Here is a 20,497-nt window from a genome sequence, read left to right on the forward strand (position 1 = left end):
ACCGAAGCTTTCTAACACCTTTCAAAAACCGCCATTTTCCTGATGCGACGCAACATCGGCGTCGGATTCCAGGGAAAACACCAGGGACGCGCGCAGTCCCGGCAAGGGGGCACGGTTCTCCAGCACCAGGCGGGCTCCCAGAACCTGGGCGATGGTGACGACAATGGCCAACCCCAATCCCGCGCCGGGCTTGTTCTTGCCCGCCACGCCGCGGCGAAAGCGGACGCCGGCTCGGGCGATATCTTCGGCCGACATGCCCGGGCCGCTGTCTTCCACCGCCAAGTGGGCCTGGTTGGCCTGCCTGCGAACCAAAACGGTGACCATTCCGCCGGGCGCGGTGTAGCGGATGGCGTTGTCAACCAGGTTGCTGACCGCTTCGCGCAGCAGCCAGTCGGCGCCGCTGACCACCACAGGGCCTGGTTCGGCCTCCAGGCCGATGTCCAACTGCCGCGCCCGGGCGGTCGGCAGCAAGGTGCGGATCACCCCATCCGCCAGCTCGGCCAGGTCGACCAGTTCCAGCGAAAAGCCCCCTTCGGCCAGGGAAGCGTCTTTAGCGCGCGCCAGCGCCAGCATCTGGTTGGTGGTGCGTACTGCCCTGTCCAACCCCTCCTGCATCGCCAGAAGGGCTGTACGGACCTCCTGAGGGCATGTTTCCCGCAAGGCATAGGCGGTCTGGGTACGCAAAACCGACAGCGGCGTGCGCAATTGGTGCGAGGCGTCGTCCAGGAACTGACTCTGGACCCTCGCCTGGGCCGCGTAGCGGGCCATGTGGAGGTTTACGGCGCCCACCAGGGGCAGGACCTCACCTGGCAGGTCGGACGCGCTGACGGGGCTTAAATCGTCTGCAGGACGCCTTTCCAGTTCTTGCCTCAGCCGTGCCAGGGGGCGCAACGCCATGAAAACGCCCAGGACGATCACCAGGACGCTGATCAGGATCACCGCCAGGTCACGCTCTACCGACCGCACCAGCACCTGGTGCAGGAACGCCTGGCGGCTTTCCAGGCCTTCGGCGACCTGGACAATAACCCGTCCCCCTTTGTTCGCGTAGAGCGGCGGATCCATCGCCCGCGCCAGCGCGGCGACCCGGACCGGGGTGCCCAGATACGACGCATAGAAAAACTGCGGTTCCCCGGAAATCAGCGGCTGCATGGGCATGGGCAGCCCGGGATGGCCGATTTCGGCCAGCCCGTCTTCGGTCGCCACCCGGTAGAACACGCTGCCATTGGCCGTCAGCTCGAAAAATTCCAGCATCAGGTATGGCTGCTCCATGGCTAATCCACCGCTGGCTGTGGATATGTTGTGGTCGATCGCGCGCAGCGCGCCAGCCAGCGAGCGATCGTAGGCAATGTCGACCTGGTTGCGCAGCTGGTGGTTCGACAGCCACAAGGCACCCATCATTACGAAAACCAGTGTGGGAATCAGCCACCAGAGAAGCTGGGTCTTCAGGGTCCGGGTACGGCTTTTTTTCCTGGAAAACCGGGTTTTTTCCGGAAAACTAGTTGTCAACAGCGTTCTCCAGGCAATAGCCCATGCCGCGCATGGTCGTGATCTGCACGCCTGTTTCCGCCAATTTTTTGCGCAACCTGTGCACAAGTACTTCGATGGCCTCGAGGTTGATGTCGGCATCGTCGGTCACGATCCGATCCAGGATCTGTTGCTTGTTGATGGGTTCGCCGCTTTTCTGGATCAGGACCCGAAGGACCGCATGTTCACGTGGGGATAACTGCAAAGTCTGTCCCGAGACCGAAAATTTTTGCGCGGAAGTCTCGAAAACCAGGTTTCCCAGGGCAAGTCGCGGATGTTCGCGACCTCGGCTACGTCGTACCAACGCGATCAAACGCGCTTCCAACTCTTCCACAACAAACGGTTTCGGCAGGAAATCGTCTGCGCCCTGGTGAAGCGTCCCGATTTTTTCGGCCAATGAATCGCGCGCGGTCAGGACCAGCACCGGCGTACGGTCGTCCCGCGCGCGAATCTTCGCCAGCAAAGTGTGGCCATCCATGCCTGGCAATCCCAAGTCCAGCACGACCGCATCGAATTCTTCGACGGCCAACCTTCTTTCGGCAACCAGGCCGTCATCTGCCCACTCGACCACGAAACCCGCATGTCGGGCCAGGCTTCTGGCCAACCAGCGAGCAAGTTCAGCTTCGTCTTCTATCAGGAGGATGCGCATGGACGGAGTCCGGGGGGGCGTGGCTGGGAGCTAGGAGAAAGCATGTTTGTCTTTTCCCTGTATTTCTCTTTATATAAAGACTAATGATTAATAAGGCCTGTGGATAACTACCTTAACCTTGGAAACCCTTTCTTTTTCATGAGCTTGCGAGCGTTTTTGGCTGTGCAAGAACTCTGTGTGGGAAAAAAGTTGAAGTTGGACAAGATTTCGGACCCGGCCCAAAACCCCCGCTTGTTCAACTTGCCTCCACACAATGTGCACAACCTGCCGCCTTAGGAGTTATCCACAGGCCCTTTTCTGAAAGCCCGGGCCGGAAGCGGCACTTTTACCCCGAAAAACAGCCCATTGCCTACCCTGGTTTTCGCCCCTTTCCAGCCTCGGAAAGGGCCCTGGAAGCGCTTGGGAAATCGGCCTCGCCAGGGGAGGAGTCCCTTCAGTGGTTGACGGTTGCCTGAACAAAAAGTGAGCAGCTTTCCGCCGTAGAATCCGGCCATGCCACGACAAATTCGAATCAAGAAACCGGCCTGGGCGACCTGGCTGAGAGGCCGTTTGCTGGCCGACAACTTGCCCGCCACACTGTGCGCGGCGGCATTGATGGGACTGGCGGGCGCACTGGCCACCGTGATATTTCGAGAATTGCTGGGCGGCATCCAGATGCTGCTGGGCGGCGTGGACGAACCGCACGGCATGGTCTCGCTGGCCCGAGGCTTGTCCACCTGGCAACGATTCCTGCTGCCGGCGGTGGGCGGGGCGATTGCCGGGCTGATCCTGCAATGGGCGGCCAGCCGGCTGCCCAGGCGCGGCGCCGCTGACTATATGGAAGCGATCTCCATCGGCCGCGGTGTCATCGGTTTTCGGCAGACCGTGGCGCGCAGCATTTCTTCTTTGTTTTCAATCGGTTCCGGGGCATCGATCGGCCGTGAAGGCCCCATGGTGCAGCTGGCTGCGATGTTCTCTTCATTGTCCGGCCGCTACCTGGTGCTGCCGCCGCGTCATCTGCGCCTGCTGGTGGCCTGCGGCGCCACGGCCGGGATCACCGCGGCGTACAACGCGCCGATTGCCGGCGCCTTGTTCATTTCCGAAATCGTCTACGGCGCGATTTCGTCGGCCACCCTGGTTCCGCTGGTGGTGTCGTCGGTGGTCGCCAACATCGTGACCCGCCAGATCCTGCACTACGACGCGGTTTTCCATATGCCGCCGTTCGACTTCGTATCGGGCTGGGAAGTCATCAACTACCTGGGGCTGGGCCTGATCGCCGGCCTGGTGGCGCCGCAATTCCTGCGTTTTCTGGATGCGTCGAAGGCACTGTTTAGGCGTATGCCATTGCCGCTGTGGACCCGCATGGCGGCCGGCGGCCTGGTGGTGGGGGCGTTGTCGGTGTTCAAGCCCGAAGTCTGGGGCAACGGTTACAGCGTGGTGAACAGCATGCTGCACAGCGAGTGGGCCTGGCAGGCGGTGGCGGCGGTGCTGCTGTTCAAGATCGTGGCCACCGGCGCCAGCGTGGGCTCGGGGGCAATCGGTGGCGTGTTCACGCCGACGCTGTTCGTGGGGGCGGCGGTCGGCGCCCTCTATGGCAGCGGGTTGCATGCGCTGTTTCCCGCGGGTGACCTGTCTGCCGTGTCGAGTTATGCCGTGGTGGGCATGGGGGCGCTGCTCGCAGCCACGACGTATGCGCCGCTGATGTCGATACTGATGATCTTCGAGATGACGTTGAGCTACGAGGTCATGCTGCCGTTGATGCTCGCCTGCATTACGGGCTTTGTCATTGCGCAGAAAATTCGGCCGGATTCGGTGTATGCCAAGTCGTTGGCCAGCAATCGGATCGCTCGGGAACAGATCCATGCAGCGCCGTCACTGCGTGCCGACAAGCTTGGGGAATCTTGATAAAAGTACTTGAATAAAGGGGTTTTTCATAAGGAATCCCCTTTTGTTTTTTATGAGTAAAAGCTCATATTGTTATGATGGCCCGAGAAATGATGAAAGCGATATCGTCGAATCCATCGCTATTTTTCTTGGCTTTAAGAGTTGAAGATCATAAACGCGCATGATTCATGCGCGTTTATGATCTTCAAGTAAATGAGTAATTACTCATTTATTGAGAGGGGTCTCATCGCAACGACTTGCTCATGAACACGCGCTTCAAGCCTATCTCTTCGGCGCGATGCGTTTCAACGTAGCCATAGCGTTGATACATACCGATGTTCTCGGTCATCGATTCCTGCGTGTAAAGCCGTATCTGCCGATAGCCCGCCTGGCGCGCTTGAATTTCGGCCCACTGCATCAGTTCGCGTCCATACCCCTTGCCTTGCGCGGCCGGAGACACGGCCACGTTGTCGAGCAGAAAGCAGTCCGGCTCGCGCACCAACACCAGCACGGCCTGCACGCCGGTGTCGTCTTCCAGCACTTGCGTCTGGCCTTGCGAGATGCGTTGGCGGTAGTCGTCACGCATCGGGCCCGGCGTCGCGCCGATGCGGCCGATGTACGGGCGATACGCGTCGTGGACGATGCGTTCGATGACGGCCAGGTCGTCGGCGGTGGCGTGGCGGATGCGGTGGGGCGTGGCCGAAATCATGAATAGGCTATTTCCCGATGCAGAAGCTGGAAAAGATCTCCCCCAGCAGATCGTCGCTGGTGAATTTCCCCGTGATGCTCGACAGGCTGTCATGCGCCAGCCGCAGTTCTTCCGCGAACAGGTCCAGCACTCGGTCGTCCTGTTCCGCGTGTTCCGCGGCCAGGGCCAGGTGTTCGGCGGCGTCCTGCAGGGCGTGCAGGTGGCGTTCGCGGGCCAGCCAGGGGGATTCGGCGCCGGGGTTCCAGCCGGCGATCTGCAGCAGTTCGGCGCGCAGCGCGTCCAGGCCGGCGCCGCGCTTGGCGGAGATGCCAAGTTCGCCGGGGCCGGGCGTGAAGGCTGTGGATAACAGGTCGACCTTGTTGAACACCTTCAGCACAGGCGTGCGCGGCGGCAGGCGTGCAGTGATCTGGGCGTCGAGTTCGTCGCCGGGGGCGGTGGCGTCCTGCAGGTGCAGGATGACGTCGGCGCGTTCGATTTCCTGCCAGGTGCGGGCGATGCCGATGCTTTCGACGGTGTCGTCGGTTTCGCGCAGGCCGGCGGTGTCGACGATGTGCAGCGGCACGCCGTCGATATGGATCTGCTGCACCACTTTGTCGCGCGTGGTGCCGGCAATGGGCGTGACGATGGCGATGTCGTCGCCGGCCAGGGCGTTGAGCAGGCTGGACTTGCCGACGTTGGGCTGGCCGGCCAACACGACGTGCAGGCCTTCGCGCAGGATGACGCCCTGGCGGGCTTGGGCGATCAGGCGGTTCAGGTCGTCGGCCAGTTTTTCCAGCGTGGGACGGGCCTGGTATTTCTCGAGGAAGTCGATTTCTTCTTCGGGAAAATCCAGCGTGGCCTCGACCAGCATGCGCAGGTGAATGATGCGCTCGGACAGATCGTTGACGTGGGCCGAGAATTCGCCGGACAGCGAGGCCATGGCGCCGCGGGCAGCCGCCACCGACGAGGCCTCGATCAGATCGGCGACGGCTTCGGCCTGGGCCAGGTCCATGCGGTCGTTGAGGAATGCGCGGCGCGTGAATTCACCGGGTTCGGCCAGGCGAGCGCCCAGGTCGCGGCCCGCGGCCAGGCAGCTTTCCAGCACGCGGCGCAGCACGGCGGGGCCGCCGTGGCCCTGCAGTTCCAGCACGTCTTCGCCGGTATAGGAGTGCGGCGCGCGGAAGTACAGCGCAATGCCTTCGTCGAGCAGTTCGCCGTCCTGCGATTTGAATGGCAGGTAATGGGCATGACGCGGCGTGAGATCGCGTTGGAACAGGCGGCGCACCAATTCGGACAGGTCCGCACCAGAAACGCGCACGACGCCGATGCCGCCTCTTCCGGGGGCGGTTGCAATGGCGGCGATGGGGGCGTGGACAGACATATCAGGGACAAGGCTAAGCGAGAACAATAGGGGAATATAACTGTTGCGCGGCGGCTTGTTTGCTGGTTAAGGTGGCCCCGAGGTTTAAAACCCAAAACAGCTCAGGGAGATCACGATGGCATATCGGTTTTCGCGTGCGTTGGCCTGCGGTTCGGCCGCGGTGTTGCTGGCTTTCGGCACCTTCAGTTCGGCGCTGGCGCGCGATCTGGTGATTGCCCTGAAAACCGAGCCGTCGTCGATGGATCCGCAGTACCACGCGCTGACGCCGAATACGCAGATCTCCCAGACCATCTTCGATACGTTGGTCGCGACCGACGCCCAGCTCAAGCCCGTGCCGGCGCTGGCCGAGTCCTGGACCGTGGACGGCAAGGTGTGGACGTTCAAGCTGCGCCCCGGGGTGAAATTCTCGGATGGCACGCCGTTCACCGCCGAAGACGTGGTGTTCACGTATGACCGCGTACCCAAGGTGCCGAACAGCCCGTCGCCGTTCACGCTGTATCTGGGGTCTGTCGCCAAGACGGAAGCCGTGGATCCGATGACGCTGCGCGTGACCACCAAGGAAGTCGCGCCTAACCTGCTCGTGAACCTGGCGCAATTGCCGATCATGTCCAAGAAGGCCGCATCGGGGCCGGCAGCCGAAGGCAAGACGACGACGGAACTCAACAGCGGCGATGGCCTGGTGGGCACCGGCCCGTACAAGTTCGTGTCGTGGAAACGCGGCGCGGAATTCGTGCTGGCGCGCAATGAGAACTACTGGGGCAAGAAGCCGACCTGGGACAAGGTGATCTACCGCCCGATCAGCAATGCCGCGGCGCGCGTGGCGGCGCTGTTGGCCGGCGACGTCGACATGATCGAGGATCCCCCAACCGATGACCTGCCCAAGCTGAAGGGCGACAAGAAGCTGTACGTCGAAGAGACGCCGTCGGTACGTGTGGTGTACGTCGCGCTGGATCAGTATGCCGAGCCCTCGCCTGGCATCCAGGGCACCGACAAGAATCCGATGAAGGACAAGCGCGTGCGTGAAGCGCTGTCCCTGGCGATCAACCGTGAAGCGCTGGTGGAACGCGTGATGGGCGGCGTGGCATTGCCGGCCGGCAACCTGCTGCCCTACCCCATGTTCGGATCGAGCAAGGAACATTCCAAGGCGCCCAAGGCTGACGTCGAAAAGGCGAAAGCGCTGCTGAAAGAAGCGGGTTATCCCAACGGCTTCTCGATCACGCTGGGCTCGCCGTCGGGCCGCTACGTCAACGATTCGAAGGTGGCGCAGGCCATTGCGTCGATGTGGACGCGCATCGGCGTGAAGACCAGCGTGGATGCGATGGCGCCGCCGGTGTTCTTCAAGAACCGCGACAGCTATGCGTTCTCGGCCTATCTGGCGGGCTGGTCGGTGACCAGCGGCGAGATGTCCAATGCGTTGACGTCGTTGCTGGTGACGCGCAATCCCGAAGCGGGCCTGGGCACCACCAACCGCAGCCGCTATTCGAATCCGAAGATGGACGAGCTGGTGAAGGAAGCTTCGTCCACGATGGATGACGCCAAGCGTGCGGAACTGTTGTCGCAGGCCAGCAATATCGCGATGGACGACTACGCGATGCTGCCGGTGCACTTCGAACTGTCGGTCTGGGCGATGAAGAACGACATCCGCTACCAGGGCCGCCCTGACCAGGTGACGCTGGCGCAGTTCGCGACGCTGAAGAAGTAATGCAGTCGTTGGGCAGGTTCCCGTGTTAGCGACAATCGTACGAAGGCTGCTGCAAACCATCGTCGTCATGCTGGTGATGTCGGCGTTGGTGTTCGCCGGCATCTATATGGTGGGCGACCCGGTATCGATGCTGGCCAGCCCGGAGGCTACCGAAGCGCAACGCGCCGCCATTCGCGCGTCACTGGGCCTGGATCTGCCGCTCTGGCGGCAGTACCTGATCTTCATGGGCCAGGCGGTGCGCGGCGATTTCGGCAACAGCTTCCTGACCGGCGAGCCGGCCATGCACTTGATTCTCGAGCGCATGCCGGCCACCGTCGAGCTGGCCTGTGTGGCCATGCTGCTGTCGGTGCTGATCGGCGTGCCGCTGGGCATCCTGGCCGGGCTCAAGCCCAAGGCGCCGGGTTCGCGCGCCATCATGACGGGTTCGGTGCTGGGCTTCTCGTTGCCCAACTTCTGGGTCGGCTTGATGCTGATCATGGTGTTCGCGGTGATGCTGGGCTGGGTGCCGGCGGGCGGTCGCGGCCAGACGGTCAGCATCGGGTCGCTGCAGTTGAGCGTGTTGACGCTCAATGGCTGGCTCAGCCTGGCCTTGCCGGCGGCCACCATCGCATTCGCCAAGTGCGCCATGATCATCCGCGTGACGCGGGCGGCCACCCGCGAGGCGCTGCCGATGGACTACATCAAGTTCGCGCGCGCCAAAGGCTTGTCGGAAAAGCGCGTGCTGGGCGTGCACCTGCTCAAGAACATCCTGATTCCCGTGGTCACGGTGGCGGGTCTGGAATTCGGGCAGGTGATGGCGTTTGCCGTGGTGACCGAGACCGTCTTTTCGTGGCCGGGCATGGGCAAGCTGCTGATCGATTCCATCATCAACCTGGACCGCCCGGTGGTGGTGGCATATCTGCTTCTGATCGTGTTTTTCCTTGTCATGCTGAACCTCGTGGTGGACATCATCTATACGGTGCTGGACCCCCGCGTACGCCTGGATAGCCGCCGATGAATACGCCCGCGACCGCAAGCGCGCCGCCCGCCGCGGCCAAGGAGCAGACGCCCTGGCGCCGCTTCGTGGCGGACTTCTTTGCCAGCAAGCTGGCCACGCTGGGCCTGGTGATGCTGGTGGTGATCGTCGGCGCGGCGCTGCTGGCCCCGTGGATCGCACCGCAGAATCCGTACGACCTGGCGTCGCTGGACATCATGGATTCCAAGCTCAAGCCCGGCAGCGAAAGCGGCGATGGCGCCATGCGCTATTGGCTGGGCACCGATGGCCAGGCGCGCGATCTGTTGTCGGCCATTCTGTACGGCATGCGCACCAGCCTGATGGTGGCAACGGTGTCGGTGCTGGCGGCCTTCGGCATTGGTGCCACGGTGGGCTTGATCGCCGCATACTTTGGCGGCCGCATCGACGCGCTGCTGATGCGGATTGTGGATATCCAGCTGTCGTTTCCCGCGATCCTGGTGGCGTTGATGCTGCTGGCGATCCTGGGCAAAGGTGTGGATAAGGTGATCATCGCGCTGATCGTGGTGCAGTGGGCCTACTTTGCCCGCGCGGCCCGCGGCGCGGCGCTGGTCGAGCGCGGCAAGGAATATGTCGAGGCGGCGCGCTGCATGTCGCTGTCGTGGGGCCGGGTGCTGTTTCGCCATGTGTTGCCCAACTGTATGCCGCCGCTCATCGTGATCGCCACGATCGACCTGGCGCACGCCATCGCGCTGGAAGCCACGCTGTCGTTCCTGGGCGTGGGGGTGCCGGTGACCGAGCCGTCGTTGGGCATGCTGATCTACAACGGCTTCGAATACCTGCTGTCGGGTCAATACTGGATTTCGTTCTTTCCCGGCATCGCGCTGGCGCTGGCCATCATCGCCATCAACCTGGTGGGCGACCACCTGCGCGATGTGCTCAACCCGCGCCACGCGAATTGAGGGCGGACGCGATGCAGACCCAAGCTGTGGAAAAGCCGCTGGCCACGCCAGGCCCCGTGCTGCAGGTGCACGGACTGAAGACGCATTTCTTCACGCGTAACGGCGTGGTGAAGGCGGTGGATGGCGTCGACCTGACCTTGGCCGAGGGCGAGATCCTGGGGCTGGTGGGCGAGTCGGGATCGGGCAAGAGCATCACGGGCTTTTCGTTGATGGGCCTGCTGGACGAGCCGGGCCGCATCGTCGACGGTGAATTGCGCTTGAATGGCGAAGACCTGCGCGGCGCATCGCCGGCGCGCTGGCGGCAGCTGCGCGGCCAGGAGATCGCCATGATCTTCCAGGATCCGATGATGACGCTGAACCCGGTGCTGCGCGTCGATACGCAGATGATCGAGGCGGTGCAGGCGCATCACAAGGTGTCGCGCGACCAGGCCCGCGACCGGGCGTTGCAGACCTTGACGATGGTCGGCATTCCGTCGCCGCAGGAACGTTTGCGCGCTTATCCACATCAGTTGTCCGGTGGCATGCGCCAGCGCGTGGCGATCGCGATTGCGCTGCTGAATTCACCGCGCCTGATCATCGCGGATGAGCCCACCACGGCGCTGGATGTGACCATACAAGGGCAGATTCTGTTCGAAGTGCAGAAGCTGTGCCGCGAGACCGGCACGGGCCTGATCTGGATCACGCATGACCTGGCGGTGGTGGCGGGCCTGGCCGATCGCGTGTCGGTCATGTATGCCGGCCGCGTGGTGGAAACCGGCAGCACGCAGGACGTGATCAGTCACCCGATGCACCCGTACACACATGGCCTGATCGCGTCGATTCCCACGCCCGAATCGCGTGGCCGTCCGCTGGTGCCGATTCCCGGCATGACGCCATCTTTGCTCAACCTGCCGCAAGGCTGTGCGTTCCGGGGGCGTTGCCCGCGTGCGAGCGACGCCTGTCTGGTCGAGCCGCAGCCTGTTGAAGTCCACCCGGCGCAATGGGTGCGCTGCTGGCATGCCGGAGACCCTGACATCAAATGAGCGCAGCAGAACGCGGCGCCGCCGCCCCCATCCTGTCCCTGCGCGGTGTGGAGTTGCGATTCACGCAACCGGTGGACCTGGCCGGACGCATCGCCAACCTGTTGGGGGCTGGCCTGAAGACGCAAGTCGTGCACGCCGTGGCCGGGGTCGACCTGGACGTGCAGCCGGGCGAGGTGATCGGCATCGTCGGCGAATCGGGCTGCGGCAAGTCGACGCTGGGCCGCATCGTGTCCGGCATCTTGCCGCCCTCTTCCGGCGAGGTGCACTACCAGGGCCAGGCCGTGAAGGCCATGACAGGACAGCAGCGGCGCGCCTACGAGCTGGGCGTGCAGATGATCTTCCAGGACCCGTACGCCTCGCTCAACCCGCGCATGCGGGTGCGCGAGATCATCGGCGAGGCGCCGGTGGCACATGGCTTGATACGGGCCCGCGACAAGGCCGAGTACGTGGCAGGCCTGATGCGCCAGGTCGGGCTGGACCCAAGCTTTGCGCAGCGCTATCCGCATCAATTCTCGGGTGGCCAGCGCCAGCGCATCGGCATCGCGCGGGCATTGGCGCTCAAGCCATCGGTGATCGTCTGCGACGAGGCGGTAGCGGCGCTGGACGTGTCCATCCAGGCGCAGGTGCTGAACCTGTTCGAACAACTGCGCGACGACCTGGACCTGACGTACCTGTTCATCAGCCACAACCTGAGCGTGGTCAGCCATATTTCGGATCGCGTCGCCATCATGTACCTGGGCCGCGTGGTCGAACTGGCGCCGACCGACATGGTGTTCCAGCGCGCCAACCATCCGTACACGCAGGCGCTGCTGAAGGAACTGCCCACCTTGACGCCCGGGCGCCGCAGTTACCAGCCTATCAAGGGCGAACTCCCGTCGCCGCTGGATCCGCCCAGCGGCTGTGCGTTCCACCCACGTTGTCCACAGGCGATGGCGCGCTGCAAGGCCGAGCGGCCGCTGCTGCGCGAGATCGCGCCGGGGCAGTTCAGCGCCTGCCATCTGAACGACGCGAGCTGACCCTCATCCGTAACAGGGCTGGACGCGGCGGGTGGCCAGCGCGAGAATTTCTGCGATAGTGTGTCTGCACAGACGTTGCATTTTTCGAACCGACATTCCACCTCCAGCTTATCCACAGCCATGAAAACCCTAGCCGAAATCGAACGCGTCCACGGCGATTTGACCGCCCTGCGCCGTGATATCCACGCCCATCCCGAACTGGCCTTCCAGGAAACGCGCACGTCGAACCTGGTGGCCGAGCGCCTGCGCGAGTGGGGGCTGGAGGTGCACACCGGGCTGGGGAAAACCGGCGTGGTGGGGGTTTTGCGTGGCGGCAACGGCGGCAAGACGGTAGGCCTGCGCGCCGACATGGATGCGCTGCCCATGCCCGAACACAACCGCTTCGCGCACAAGTCGACCATCAGCGGCCGCATGCATGGCTGTGGCCACGATGGCCACACGACGATGCTGCTGGGTGCGGCCCAGTACTTGTCCAAGCATCGCAATTTCGATGGCACGGTGGTGTTCATCTTCCAGCCCGCCGAAGAAGGCGGCAATGCCGGCGCGCGCGCCATGATGCAGGACGGGCTGTTCGATCGATTTCCGTGCGATGCCGTGTTCGGCATCCACAACATGCCGGGCATGCCGGTGAACCAGTTCGGTTTCCGCTCCGGCCCCACCATGGCGTCCAGCAACCGCTGGGACATCGTCATCAAGGGCGTGGGCGGCCATGCCGCGCAGCCGCACGCGTCGGTCGACCCGATCATCGTGGCCGCCGACATGGTGCATGCGCTGCAGACCGTCATCTCGCGCAGCAAGGATCCGCTGGAGCAGGCCGTGCTGTCGATCACGCAGATCCACGCGGGCGACGCCTACAACGTCATTCCCGGCGAAGCCGTGCTGCGCGGCACCGTGCGCACCTATTCGGTGGCGGTGCTGGACAAGATCGAGGCCGACATGCGCCGCATTGCCACGACGCTGCCGCAGGTGTACGGCGGCACCGGCACGCTGGATTTCGTGCGCGCCTATCCGCCGCTGGTGAACTGGGAAAATGAAACCGCGTTTGCCGCGCAGGTGGCCGAAGACGCCTTCGGCGCCGAGAACGTGGTGCGCGAAATGCCGCCGTTCATGGGGGCGGAAGACTTTTCCTTCTTCCTGGAAGCGCTGCCTGGCACGTACCTGTTCCTGGGCAACGGCGACGGCGATCACCGCATGGAAAGCTATCACGGCATGGGGCCGTGCCAGCTGCACAACCCCAACTACGACTTCAACGATGCCTTGCTGCCGGTGGGCGCGACGTACTGGGTCAAGCTGGTCGAGGCCTTCCTGCCCGCGCAGAAGTGATTTTCCTCGCATCCTGGCGGCGGATTCGCTCTGCCGTTCAGCCATAAGCGCTATTAGCTTATGCGTGCAGCACATGAAGCCGCCCACCTTCCCCCGGGCGGCTTTTCTATATGACGGGAAGCTTTGTTCAAACGCCGATATCTTCGTTTGAGATACAAGGCGCGCTTTCCATAATCGATCATTCCTGATCCGCCCGTGAGCGGATCGCAGAGCCAGCGCGGGCGGTATTGCCGCCTTGCGAACCGGAGCGATCGATGTCCCAGAGCAATGCCCTGCGGCGTGTGGAGGCCAGCCCCGCCGCCGCCCAATCGCAGACGTTCGAGCTGCGGCCCCTGCCGGGCCCGGTTGGCGCGGAGATCATCGGCCTGGACCTGTCGCGCGAGCTGACATCGGCCGATTTTTCGCGGGTGCACCAGGCGCATCTGGACCATCATCTGCTGGTGTTTCGCGACCAGCGCATCACGCCGCAGCAGCACATCGATTTCAGCCGCCGCTTTGGCCGCCTGATGATTCACGTGCTGCACCAGTTCCATCTGGCCGGACACCCTGAAATCCTGATCGTGTCCAACATCGTCGAAGACGGCAGGCCTGTCGGTCTGGGCGATGCCGGCAAGTACTGGCATTCGGACATCTCGTACAAGGCACTGCCTAGCCTGGGTTCGCTGCTGCATGCGCAGGAGCTGCCGGCTGAAGGCGGCGATACGCTGTTCGCCAACATGCACCTGGCCTACGACACGCTGCCCGCGGCGCTGCGCAGCGCCATTGAGGGCAAGCGTGCGGTGCATTCCTACCTGGCCAAGTACGGCCAGCTGCAAAAGGAAGGCAACTGGCGCCCCAACCTGAGCGCGCAGCAGGTGGCGCAGGTGCAGGAAGTGGTGCATCCGGTCGTGCGCACGCACCCGGAGAACGGACGCCGTGCGCTGTTCGTCAGCGAAGGCTTCACGACCCGCATCGAAGGCCTGCCGGAAGACGAAAGCCGGCAACTGCTGGACGAACTGTTTGCGCACAGCATCCGGCCGGATCATCTGTACCGCCACCGCTGGCAGCCGCATGACCTGGTGTTCTGGGACAACCGTTCGCTGATCCACCTGGCCGGCGGCACGCCCGACCATCTGCGCCGCAAGCTGTACCGCACCACCATCGAAGGCGATGTGCCGGTCTGACATCGGACCGTTTTTCGCCACCCTGCTTATCCACAAGGACCGCCATGCGTCTCTCTCCTGATCTACGTGAACGGCTCGTCCGCACCGCGACCGGCGCCGGCCTGGCGTTGGCGCTCGCCCTTGTCGCCCTCGCCTCACCTACGCCGGCAAGCGCCGCCCAAGCGGGTCAGGCCAATCTGCCCGCGGTGTCCGCCTCTCTACAATAGGTCTCGTCGCTCGTGATCCTGGCCCGTGCCACCGCGGAGCCAGCCGCGCGAGCTTTCCGGGACCGATATGCTGCTTGCCACTTCCTCGATCGACCTGATCGGCAATACCCCGCTGGTAACCCTGGGCCGCATTCACGACGGCCCTGGGCGCATCGTCGCCAAGGCGGAATTCCTGCAGCCCGGCGGCAGCGTCAAAGACCGTGCTGCCCGCGCCATTCTGCTGGCCGCGCGGGCGGATGGCCGGCTTCAGCCGGGGATGCCGGTGGTGGAAATGACCAGTGGCAACATGGGGGCGGGTCTGGCCGTGGCCTGCGCCGCGCTGGGGCACCCGCTGGTGGTGACGATGTCTGCCGGCAACAGCCCTGCCCGCGCCCGCATGCTGGAAGGCCTGGGCGCCGAGGTGGTGCTGGTGGCGCAAGTGGATGGCGCCCCCGGGCAGGTCACCGGTGCCGACGTGCAGGCCGCCGCTGATGTCGCGGCTCGCATCGCGGCCGAACGCGGCGGCTTCTATGTGGACCAGTTCAACGCCGTCGAATGCATTGCGGCGCACGAAGCGGGCACGGGCCGGGAAATCCTGGATCAATTGGGTAGTGCGCCGGATGGCTGGGTCGCAGCCGTAGGCACGGGTTGCACGTTCATGGGCGTGGCGCGCGCATTGAAGGCGGCCAATCCGGCGACCGTGTGCGCGGCGGTCGAGCCGCAGGGCAGCGAAGTGCTGGCCGGCGCGCCCGTCATGAAGGCTCGCCACGTGATCCAGGGCACCAGCTACGGCGCCGTGCCGCCCCACTGGGATGCCACGCTGATGGACCTGAGCCTGGCAGTAACCGATGACGAGGCCGAGGACTGGCGCCGCCTGCTGGCCGTGCGCGAGGGGCTGTACGTGGGGTTTTCGGCCGCGGCCAACGTGTGCGCGGCGGTGAAGCTGTTGCAGTCCGGACGGCTGCGGCCGGACGCGACGGTGGCTACCGTGTTGTGCGACACCGGCTTGAAGTATTAGGCCTGGGATACCCGATTCAACGCAATATCGGGTCAATGTCGGCCGAAGCTGTGGATATCCCTGTGAAAGTCCTGTGGATTGCCTGTGAAAGGCTTGTGGATAAAAAAGAATAACTTTCCACCCCACCCTCTGGGGATAAGTCGCTGGCAGGGATTTTCGGAGTCTTTCGGCGCCAAACGGCAAGGCAGCAATGAAAACGGGCGGCCCGAAGGCCGCCCGCCAGGGCCACGCAGTCAACACCGCGCGGCATCCGTGCTGGTGCGTTACAGCTTCAAGCCCAGCGCCTTGGCCACGCCCGCGGCATAGGCCGGATCGGCCTTGCGGAAGTGCTCCAGCTGACGGCGCTGGATTTCCTCGGGCACGTCCGCCATGTGGCGGCCGATGTTGCCGAACAGCAGTTCCTGTTGCGCCGGCGTCATCAGGCGGAACAAGGCGCCCGGCTGCGAGTAGTAGTCGTCGTCCACGCGGTGGTTCCAACGGGCCGCGGCCTGGCCGTCCAGCGCCAGCGGCGGTTCGCCGGCCGACGGGGTTTCCTTCCATTCACCGGCGCTGTTGGGCTCGTAGTTCAGCGTGCCGCCGGCATTGCCGTCCACGCGCGATGCGCCATCGCGGTGGTAGCTGTGGAACGGGCAGCGCGGCGCGTTCACCGGAATCTGGTGGTGGTTGATCCCCAGGCGATAGCGATGCGTGTCGCCATACGAGAACAGGCGGCCCTGCAGCATCTTGTCCGGCGAGAAGTCGATGCCCGGCACCACGTTGGCCGGCGTGAAGGCGGCCTGCTCGACTTCGGCGAAGTAGTTTTCGGGGTTCTTGTTCAGTTCCAGCACGCCCACGTCGATCAGCGGGTAGTCGCCATGCGGCCACACCTTGGTGAGATCGAACGGGTTGATGTGGTAGGTCTCGGCTTCGGCCTCGGGCATGATCTGCACCTTCAGCGTCCACTTCGGGAAATTGCCCTGTTCGATGTTGTTGAACAGGTCGCGCTGCGAGCTTTCGCGGTCGTGGGCCACCACTTGCGCGGCTTGCTCGTCGCTCAGACAGGCAATGCCTTGCTGCGACTTGAAGTGGAACTTCACGTAGAAGCGTTCGCCGTTGGCGTTGACGAAGCTGAAGGTGTGCGAGCCGAAGCCATGCTGCTGGCGCAGGTTGGCGGGAATGCCGCGGTCGCTCATCAGGATGGTGACCTGGTGCAGCGATTCGGGGCTGAGCGACCAGAAGTCCCAGGCGGCGGTGGCGCTGCGCAGATTGGTCTTGGGGTCGCGTTTCTGGGTGTGGATGAAATCGGGGAACTTGAGCGGGTCGCGGATGAAGAATACCGGCGTGTTGTTGCCCACCAGGTCCCAGTTGCCCTCGTCGGTATAGAACTTGATGGCGAAGCCGCGCACGTCGCGTTCGGCGTCGGCCGCGCCGCGTTCACCGGCCACGGTCGAAAAGCGCAGGAACAGCGGGGTTTGCTTGCCCACCTTCGAGAAGATGCTGGCGCGGGTGTAGCGCGAGATGTCGTGGGTGACGGTAAAGGTACCGTAGGCGCCCGAACCCTTGGCGTGCACGACGCGTTCCGGGATGCGTTCCCGGTCGAAATGGGCGAGCTTTTCGATCAGCCAGAAGTCTTGCAGCAGCGCGGGGCCCCGTGGGCCCGCGGTCAGCGTGTTGTTGTTGTCGGCCACCGGGGCGCCAGAGGCGGTGGTCAGAGGCTTCTTGTCGGTCATGGCAACTCCCTACGTAATTCCTGGAATGCGCGGCGACTGGGCCGGCGCGCGCAACGTGATGGATACCGCCCCGGACATAGCCGGCCGGGGAATATCTCCGACACATCATAGGGGTCTATGTTTCCACTGTGAAGTTGATTGAACTAGTAAATTTGATTGAAAATAACTATCGTTGGTGCGGCATGCACCCCGTCGTCGCCTGAACGCAGGCGAAAAAAAACCGGCCTCAGGAGGCCGGTTTTTCGTGGCGCGAAGCGATCAGCGGCTGGCCGCGGCTTCTGCCTTGCGCTGCATGGCGCGGGTAATGGACCACTGCTGGGCGATAGACAGGGTGTTGTTGACGCACCAGTAGAGCACCAGGCCGGCCGGGAAGAAGAACATCATCCCGCCGAACACCAGCGGCATGATCATCATGACCTTGGCCTGGACGGGGTCCGGGGGCGTCGGGTTCAGCTTGATCTGCAGGAACATGGTGGCCATCATGATGGCGGGCAGAATGAAGAACGGGTCGCGGATCGACAGGTCATGAACCCACAGGATCCAGGGCGCGCCGCGCATTTCCACGCTGGCCAGCAGCACCCAGTACAGCGAGATGAACACCGGGATCTGCACCACCATCGGCAAGCAGCCGCCCAGCGGGTTGATCTTTTCGGTGCGGTACATCTCCATCATGGCCGCATTGAGCTTCTGCTTGTCGTCGCCGTACTTTTCCTTCAGGGCCTGCAGGCGCGGGGCGACCTGCTTCATGCGGGCCATCGAGCGATAGCTGGCGGCGGCCAGGGGGTAGAACAGGGCCTTGATCAGCACGGTCAGGGCGACGATGGTCCAGCCCCAGTTGCCCAGGATGGAGTGCAGCCAGGTCATCAGCGTGAACAGCGGCTTGGCGATGATGGTCAGCCAGCCGTAGTCGACCACGAGTTCCAGGCCGGGGGCGAGTGCCGCCATGGCCTTCTGGTCTTGCGGGCCGACCCACAGGTGCGAATCGACGCGGGCAGCGGCGCCCGGGGCGATTTCGCCAACGGCTTCGATGGTGCGGGCGGCGTACAGGTTCTTCTGCACTTCCAGCACTTCGTTGCTGCGCGGCTTGCCTTGCGGCGGCACCCAGGCGGTGGCGAAGTAGTGCTGGACCACGGCGATCCAGCCGTTGTCCGTCTGCTTGATGTAGTTGGCCTTCTTCTTTTCGATGTCGGCGAAGGTCATCTTCTGGAACTTGTCCTGTTCCGAGTAGACGGCGATGCCGGTGAACGTGTGATAGAAGCTGGAGGTGTCGGCCGGGTCGTTGCCGTCGCGCTCGAGCTGCAGGTACAGCGCGGGCGTCACGGGGGCGGCGCCGACGTTGGCCAGGTCGTGGCGCACGTCGATGTCGTAGCGGCCGCGATGCAGGGTGAAGGTCTTGGTGACCTTGACGCCGCCGGATTCGGCTTCGAACGTCACGTCCAGGTTGTCGCCGGTGAGCTGGCGATCGGTGGAGACGACGCGGAAAGGCGTCTGGTGCGTCGGGAAGCTCTGGCCGTTGCCTGCGCCGACCACGCCGGTCTGCGCGACGTAGTTCAGGCCTGCGGCGCGATCCAGCAGCACGGTGGGCTTGTCGGGTTGGCCGGTGGCCGGGTACTTCAGCAGCTCGGCGCGCACCAGTTGGGCGCCCAGCGTGTCGAATGTCAGGCGCAGCACGTCGGTGGTGATGACGACTTCTTCCGAGCGCGTCGGGGCCGGCGTGGCGGCGCCCGGCACGGCCGAAGGCGCGGGAGCGCTGGCGGCGGTGGGCGCATTGGGCACCGAAGGCGTCGCGTTGTTCGCGGCGGCCGGCGTGCCGTTGGCGCTCGTGCTGGCCGCGGGCGTGGGGCCCCCGAACAACGACGGCTTGCCGTTATGGATCTGCCAGTTGTTCCAAAGGAGCAACAGCGAGAAGGAAAAAATCATCCAGAGGACGGTTCGTCGGATATCCATGGTGCCTACTGAAGTGAATACGGGCCAGCAAAGCCCGCCAGTTTAGCGTCAATCGTGCTCGGTGCGGTGGCCATGGGAGCAGCAAGCGCCGCCGTTGGTTCCCTTGGCCGGCGGAACCGGGTCCCAGCCGCCGGGCGTCCAGGGATGGCACCGGCCGATGCGCCGGACCATCAGCCAGAAGCCGCGCCAGGGACCGTGGCGTTCGATCGCCTCGATCGCGTACGCCGAGCAGGTCGGGGTAAAGCGGCACTGCCGGCCGATCCAGGGGCTCAGGAAGAACCTGTAGAACCGGATCGGGGCAATGAGTATTGCGGCCCCCACGGATCGCCCGCGTCGCGGACGGCTTGCCTGCCGGGGGGATGGGCCGTTCATCGCGCGATCCGCTCGAAGTGAGCGTCCGCTTCGGCCCTGGCCGCGCGTTTGAGCGCGGTGAGCGTGGCGGGCGCCACCTTGCAGTGCAGCCGCACGACGTAGTCTTTTGCCGGAAGCGCCAGGCGCCGGTGACGGAACGCCTCGCGGATGACCCGCTTCAAGGCATTGCGCGTGGTGGCGTGGGCGGCGAACCGCTTGGCGATCACCAGGCCCAGGCGGGCACAGGCGTCCTGGCCGGGAGGCAGATCGTTGGGAGCGGCGCTCACAACGAAAAACGCCCCTCGGGCAAGACGCCGGCCTTTGAGGGCGGCGGCGAACTCGGAGGGGCGATGCAGCCGCGCCTCCGGGGGAAGCGTGGAGCGCGGCATGGACTGCGGGTCAGGCGTTTGCGCGGAACCGGGACGGGATTGCGAGAGGTCTTGCAATATGGCCGGTCCGTGCAAAAAAAGTCAGGCTTCCGGCAAAAGACCGGAAACGCGGGACTTAGACGGCCAGACGCTTGCGGCCCTTGGCGCGGCGGGCGCTCAGGATGGCGCGGCCAGCGCGGGTTTTCATGCGCACGCGAAAGCCATGGGTGCGCTTGCGGCGGGTAACGGAAGGTTGGTAGGTACGTTTCATGGACGATCCACAAAAAGAACAAAAGTCAGAAGGGACCTGCCCGGAGGGTTCCTGGTCGCAGATCCAAAGCGGGTATCTAGTAAGCGATTCTGCCGCGTCATGGCACGTGAAGTGCAAAAACGCCAGCAAAAACAGACTTGTAGACGGGGCTTGGGGCCGGGGATTCCCCGGGCGACCTATTCAGCAAGGCCAGGATTCCAGGCGAACGCCAGTGTAGCGCTCGCGGTGATACCGGGCCTTCTGCGAAACCTTCTGACAGACAGAATTCGGAAAAGCCCACCATTTCAGCAAGTTTTCCCTGTCTTGTCAAACAGTTAAGGGGGCGGCATGTGCAGGCTTATGCCCTACCCTGTGGATAACCCATGCCCAGGCAAGGTAGAATCGAGGTTTGAATAAGAGCGAC

General features: G+C 63.9%; 18 protein-coding genes. 9 read left to right on the forward strand and 9 right to left on the reverse strand.

Features of this window, described 5'->3' with window-relative positions:
* Nucleotides 1-21: 21 nt before the first annotated feature.
* The gene (locus ACUDP5_RS29315) at nucleotides 22-1,398 is read right to left on the reverse strand and encodes a sensor histidine kinase (RefSeq protein ID WP_445659231.1); all 1,377 of its coding nucleotides are present in this window, start codon (nucleotides 1,396-1,398) and stop codon (nucleotides 22-24) included.
* 97 nt (nucleotides 1,399-1,495) lie between these two features.
* A complete protein-coding gene (locus ACUDP5_RS29320) occupies nucleotides 1,496-2,173 on the reverse strand; it encodes a response regulator (protein ID WP_263915301.1) in 678 nt (225 codons plus the stop codon).
* A gap of 492 nt (nucleotides 2,174-2,665) precedes the next feature.
* Here ACUDP5_RS29320 and ACUDP5_RS29325 point away from each other — a divergent pair, with 492 nt between their 5' ends.
* A complete protein-coding gene (locus ACUDP5_RS29325; protein WP_445657872.1) occupies nucleotides 2,666-4,057 on the forward strand; it encodes a ClcB-like voltage-gated chloride channel protein in 1,392 nt (463 codons plus the stop codon).
* A gap of 223 nt (nucleotides 4,058-4,280) precedes the next feature.
* Here ACUDP5_RS29325 and ACUDP5_RS29330 read toward each other — a convergent pair whose 3' ends face one another.
* Together ACUDP5_RS29330 and mnmE are read right to left on the reverse strand one after the other, a co-directional pair.
* A complete protein-coding gene (locus tag ACUDP5_RS29330; RefSeq protein ID WP_263915303.1) occupies nucleotides 4,281-4,745 on the reverse strand; it encodes a GNAT family N-acetyltransferase in 465 nt (154 codons plus the stop codon).
* A gap of 7 nt (nucleotides 4,746-4,752) precedes the next feature.
* The gene (gene mnmE, locus ACUDP5_RS29335; protein WP_263915304.1) at nucleotides 4,753-6,105 is read right to left on the reverse strand and encodes a tRNA uridine-5-carboxymethylaminomethyl(34) synthesis GTPase MnmE; all 1,353 of its coding nucleotides are present in this window, start codon (nucleotides 6,103-6,105) and stop codon (nucleotides 4,753-4,755) included.
* Nucleotides 6,106-6,220: 115 nt separating this feature from the next.
* Between mnmE and ACUDP5_RS29340 the strand changes: the two genes are divergently transcribed.
* The 8 genes from ACUDP5_RS29340 to ACUDP5_RS29375 all read left to right on the forward strand — a co-directional run bounded on the left by ACUDP5_RS29340 (nucleotide 6,221) and on the right by ACUDP5_RS29375 (nucleotide 15,448).
* Nucleotides 6,221-7,807 carry an ABC transporter substrate-binding protein gene (locus ACUDP5_RS29340; RefSeq protein ID WP_263915305.1) on the forward strand — a complete coding sequence of 529 codons (1,587 nt, stop codon included), beginning with the start codon at nucleotides 6,221-6,223 and terminating at the stop codon, nucleotides 7,805-7,807.
* A 22-nt stretch (nucleotides 7,808-7,829) separates the two neighbouring features.
* Nucleotides 7,830-8,804, forward strand: coding sequence for an ABC transporter permease (locus tag ACUDP5_RS29345; protein ID WP_025140394.1), 975 nt, complete (start codon nucleotides 7,830-7,832; stop codon nucleotides 8,802-8,804).
* Nucleotides 8,801-9,721 carry an ABC transporter permease gene (locus ACUDP5_RS29350; RefSeq protein ID WP_025140395.1) on the forward strand — a complete coding sequence of 307 codons (921 nt, stop codon included), beginning with the start codon at nucleotides 8,801-8,803 and terminating at the stop codon, nucleotides 9,719-9,721. The genes ACUDP5_RS29345 and ACUDP5_RS29350 overlap by 4 nt, the downstream gene beginning before the upstream one ends.
* Before the next feature lie 11 nt (nucleotides 9,722-9,732).
* Entirely contained in the window at nucleotides 9,733-10,743 is a 1,011-nt protein-coding gene (locus tag ACUDP5_RS29355) for an ABC transporter ATP-binding protein (RefSeq protein WP_445657873.1), read from the forward strand.
* The gene (locus tag ACUDP5_RS29360; protein ID WP_263915307.1) at nucleotides 10,740-11,759 is read left to right on the forward strand and encodes an oligopeptide/dipeptide ABC transporter ATP-binding protein; all 1,020 of its coding nucleotides are present in this window, start codon (nucleotides 10,740-10,742) and stop codon (nucleotides 11,757-11,759) included. The genes ACUDP5_RS29355 and ACUDP5_RS29360 overlap by 4 nt, the downstream gene beginning before the upstream one ends.
* A 120-nt stretch (nucleotides 11,760-11,879) precedes the next feature.
* The gene (locus tag ACUDP5_RS29365) at nucleotides 11,880-13,082 is read left to right on the forward strand and encodes a M20 aminoacylase family protein (RefSeq protein WP_445657874.1); all 1,203 of its coding nucleotides are present in this window, start codon (nucleotides 11,880-11,882) and stop codon (nucleotides 13,080-13,082) included.
* A 254-nt stretch (nucleotides 13,083-13,336) separates the two neighbouring features.
* On the forward strand, nucleotides 13,337-14,245 hold the full coding sequence (locus ACUDP5_RS29370; protein ID WP_445657875.1) for a TauD/TfdA dioxygenase family protein: 909 nt from the start codon (nucleotides 13,337-13,339) through the stop codon (nucleotides 14,243-14,245).
* A gap of 273 nt (nucleotides 14,246-14,518) precedes the next feature.
* The gene (locus tag ACUDP5_RS29375) at nucleotides 14,519-15,448 is read left to right on the forward strand and encodes a PLP-dependent cysteine synthase family protein (RefSeq protein ID WP_445657876.1); all 930 of its coding nucleotides are present in this window, start codon (nucleotides 14,519-14,521) and stop codon (nucleotides 15,446-15,448) included.
* A 263-nt stretch (nucleotides 15,449-15,711) separates the two neighbouring features.
* Here the strand turns inward: ACUDP5_RS29375 and ACUDP5_RS29380 are convergent, their stop codons facing one another.
* The 5 genes from ACUDP5_RS29380 to rpmH all read right to left on the reverse strand — a co-directional run bounded on the left by ACUDP5_RS29380 (nucleotide 15,712) and on the right by rpmH (nucleotide 20,094).
* Nucleotides 15,712-17,157: a catalase gene (locus tag ACUDP5_RS29380; protein WP_263915311.1), complete on the reverse strand. Its 1,446-nt coding sequence runs from the start codon at nucleotides 17,155-17,157 to the stop codon at nucleotides 15,712-15,714.
* A gap of 258 nt (nucleotides 17,158-17,415) precedes the next feature.
* Nucleotides 17,416-19,104 (reverse strand): membrane protein insertase YidC, encoded by a 1,689-nt coding sequence (gene yidC, locus ACUDP5_RS29385; RefSeq protein ID WP_263915312.1) that lies wholly within the window; start codon nucleotides 19,102-19,104, stop codon nucleotides 17,416-17,418.
* A gap of 48 nt (nucleotides 19,105-19,152) precedes the next feature.
* Nucleotides 19,153-19,476: a membrane protein insertion efficiency factor YidD gene (yidD, locus tag ACUDP5_RS29390; RefSeq protein WP_081821741.1), complete on the reverse strand. Its 324-nt coding sequence runs from the start codon at nucleotides 19,474-19,476 to the stop codon at nucleotides 19,153-19,155.
* On the reverse strand, nucleotides 19,473-19,844 hold the full coding sequence (locus ACUDP5_RS29395) for a ribonuclease P protein component (protein ID WP_025140407.1): 372 nt from the start codon (nucleotides 19,842-19,844) through the stop codon (nucleotides 19,473-19,475). The genes yidD and ACUDP5_RS29395 overlap by 4 nt, the downstream gene beginning before the upstream one ends.
* 115 nt (nucleotides 19,845-19,959) lie before the next feature.
* Nucleotides 19,960-20,094, reverse strand: coding sequence for a 50S ribosomal protein L34 (gene rpmH / locus ACUDP5_RS29400; protein WP_006228069.1), 135 nt, complete (start codon nucleotides 20,092-20,094; stop codon nucleotides 19,960-19,962).
* Nucleotides 20,095-20,497: the final 403 nt, after the last annotated feature.

The sequence above is a fragment of the Achromobacter sp. NCFB-sbj8-Ac1-l genome, from assembly GCF_052695805.1.

Coding starts and splice junctions, on each gene's coding strand:
- ACUDP5_RS29350 (WP_025140395.1), top strand. CDS start 8,801: ATGAATACGCCCGCGACCGCAAGCGCGCCGCCCGCCGCGGCCAAGGAG.
- ACUDP5_RS29320 (WP_263915301.1), bottom strand. CDS start 2,173: ATGCGCATCCTCCTGATAGAAGACGAAGCTGAACTTGCTCGCTGGTTG.
- ACUDP5_RS29380 (WP_263915311.1), bottom strand. CDS start 17,157: ATGACCGACAAGAAGCCTCTGACCACCGCCTCTGGCGCCCCGGTGGCC.
- ACUDP5_RS29365 (WP_445657874.1), top strand. CDS start 11,880: ATGAAAACCCTAGCCGAAATCGAACGCGTCCACGGCGATTTGACCGCC.
- mnmE (WP_263915304.1), bottom strand. CDS start 6,105: ATGTCTGTCCACGCCCCCATCGCCGCCATTGCAACCGCCCCCGGAAGA.
- ACUDP5_RS29330 (WP_263915303.1), bottom strand. CDS start 4,745: ATGATTTCGGCCACGCCCCACCGCATCCGCCACGCCACCGCCGACGAC.
- ACUDP5_RS29360 (WP_263915307.1), top strand. CDS start 10,740: ATGAGCGCAGCAGAACGCGGCGCCGCCGCCCCCATCCTGTCCCTGCGC.
- ACUDP5_RS29395 (WP_025140407.1), bottom strand. CDS start 19,844: ATGCCGCGCTCCACGCTTCCCCCGGAGGCGCGGCTGCATCGCCCCTCC.
- ACUDP5_RS29370 (WP_445657875.1), top strand. CDS start 13,337: ATGTCCCAGAGCAATGCCCTGCGGCGTGTGGAGGCCAGCCCCGCCGCC.
- rpmH (WP_006228069.1), bottom strand. CDS start 20,094: ATGAAACGTACCTACCAACCTTCCGTTACCCGCCGCAAGCGCACCCAT.
- ACUDP5_RS29355 (WP_445657873.1), top strand. CDS start 9,733: ATGCAGACCCAAGCTGTGGAAAAGCCGCTGGCCACGCCAGGCCCCGTG.
- yidD (WP_081821741.1), bottom strand. CDS start 19,476: ATGAACGGCCCATCCCCCCGGCAGGCAAGCCGTCCGCGACGCGGGCGA.
- ACUDP5_RS29315 (WP_445659231.1), bottom strand. CDS start 1,398: ATGATGGGTGCCTTGTGGCTGTCGAACCACCAGCTGCGCAACCAGGTC.
- ACUDP5_RS29375 (WP_445657876.1), top strand. CDS start 14,519: ATGCTGCTTGCCACTTCCTCGATCGACCTGATCGGCAATACCCCGCTG.
- ACUDP5_RS29325 (WP_445657872.1), top strand. CDS start 2,666: ATGCCACGACAAATTCGAATCAAGAAACCGGCCTGGGCGACCTGGCTG.
- yidC (WP_263915312.1), bottom strand. CDS start 19,104: ATGGATATCCGACGAACCGTCCTCTGGATGATTTTTTCCTTCTCGCTG.
- ACUDP5_RS29340 (WP_263915305.1), top strand. CDS start 6,221: ATGGCATATCGGTTTTCGCGTGCGTTGGCCTGCGGTTCGGCCGCGGTG.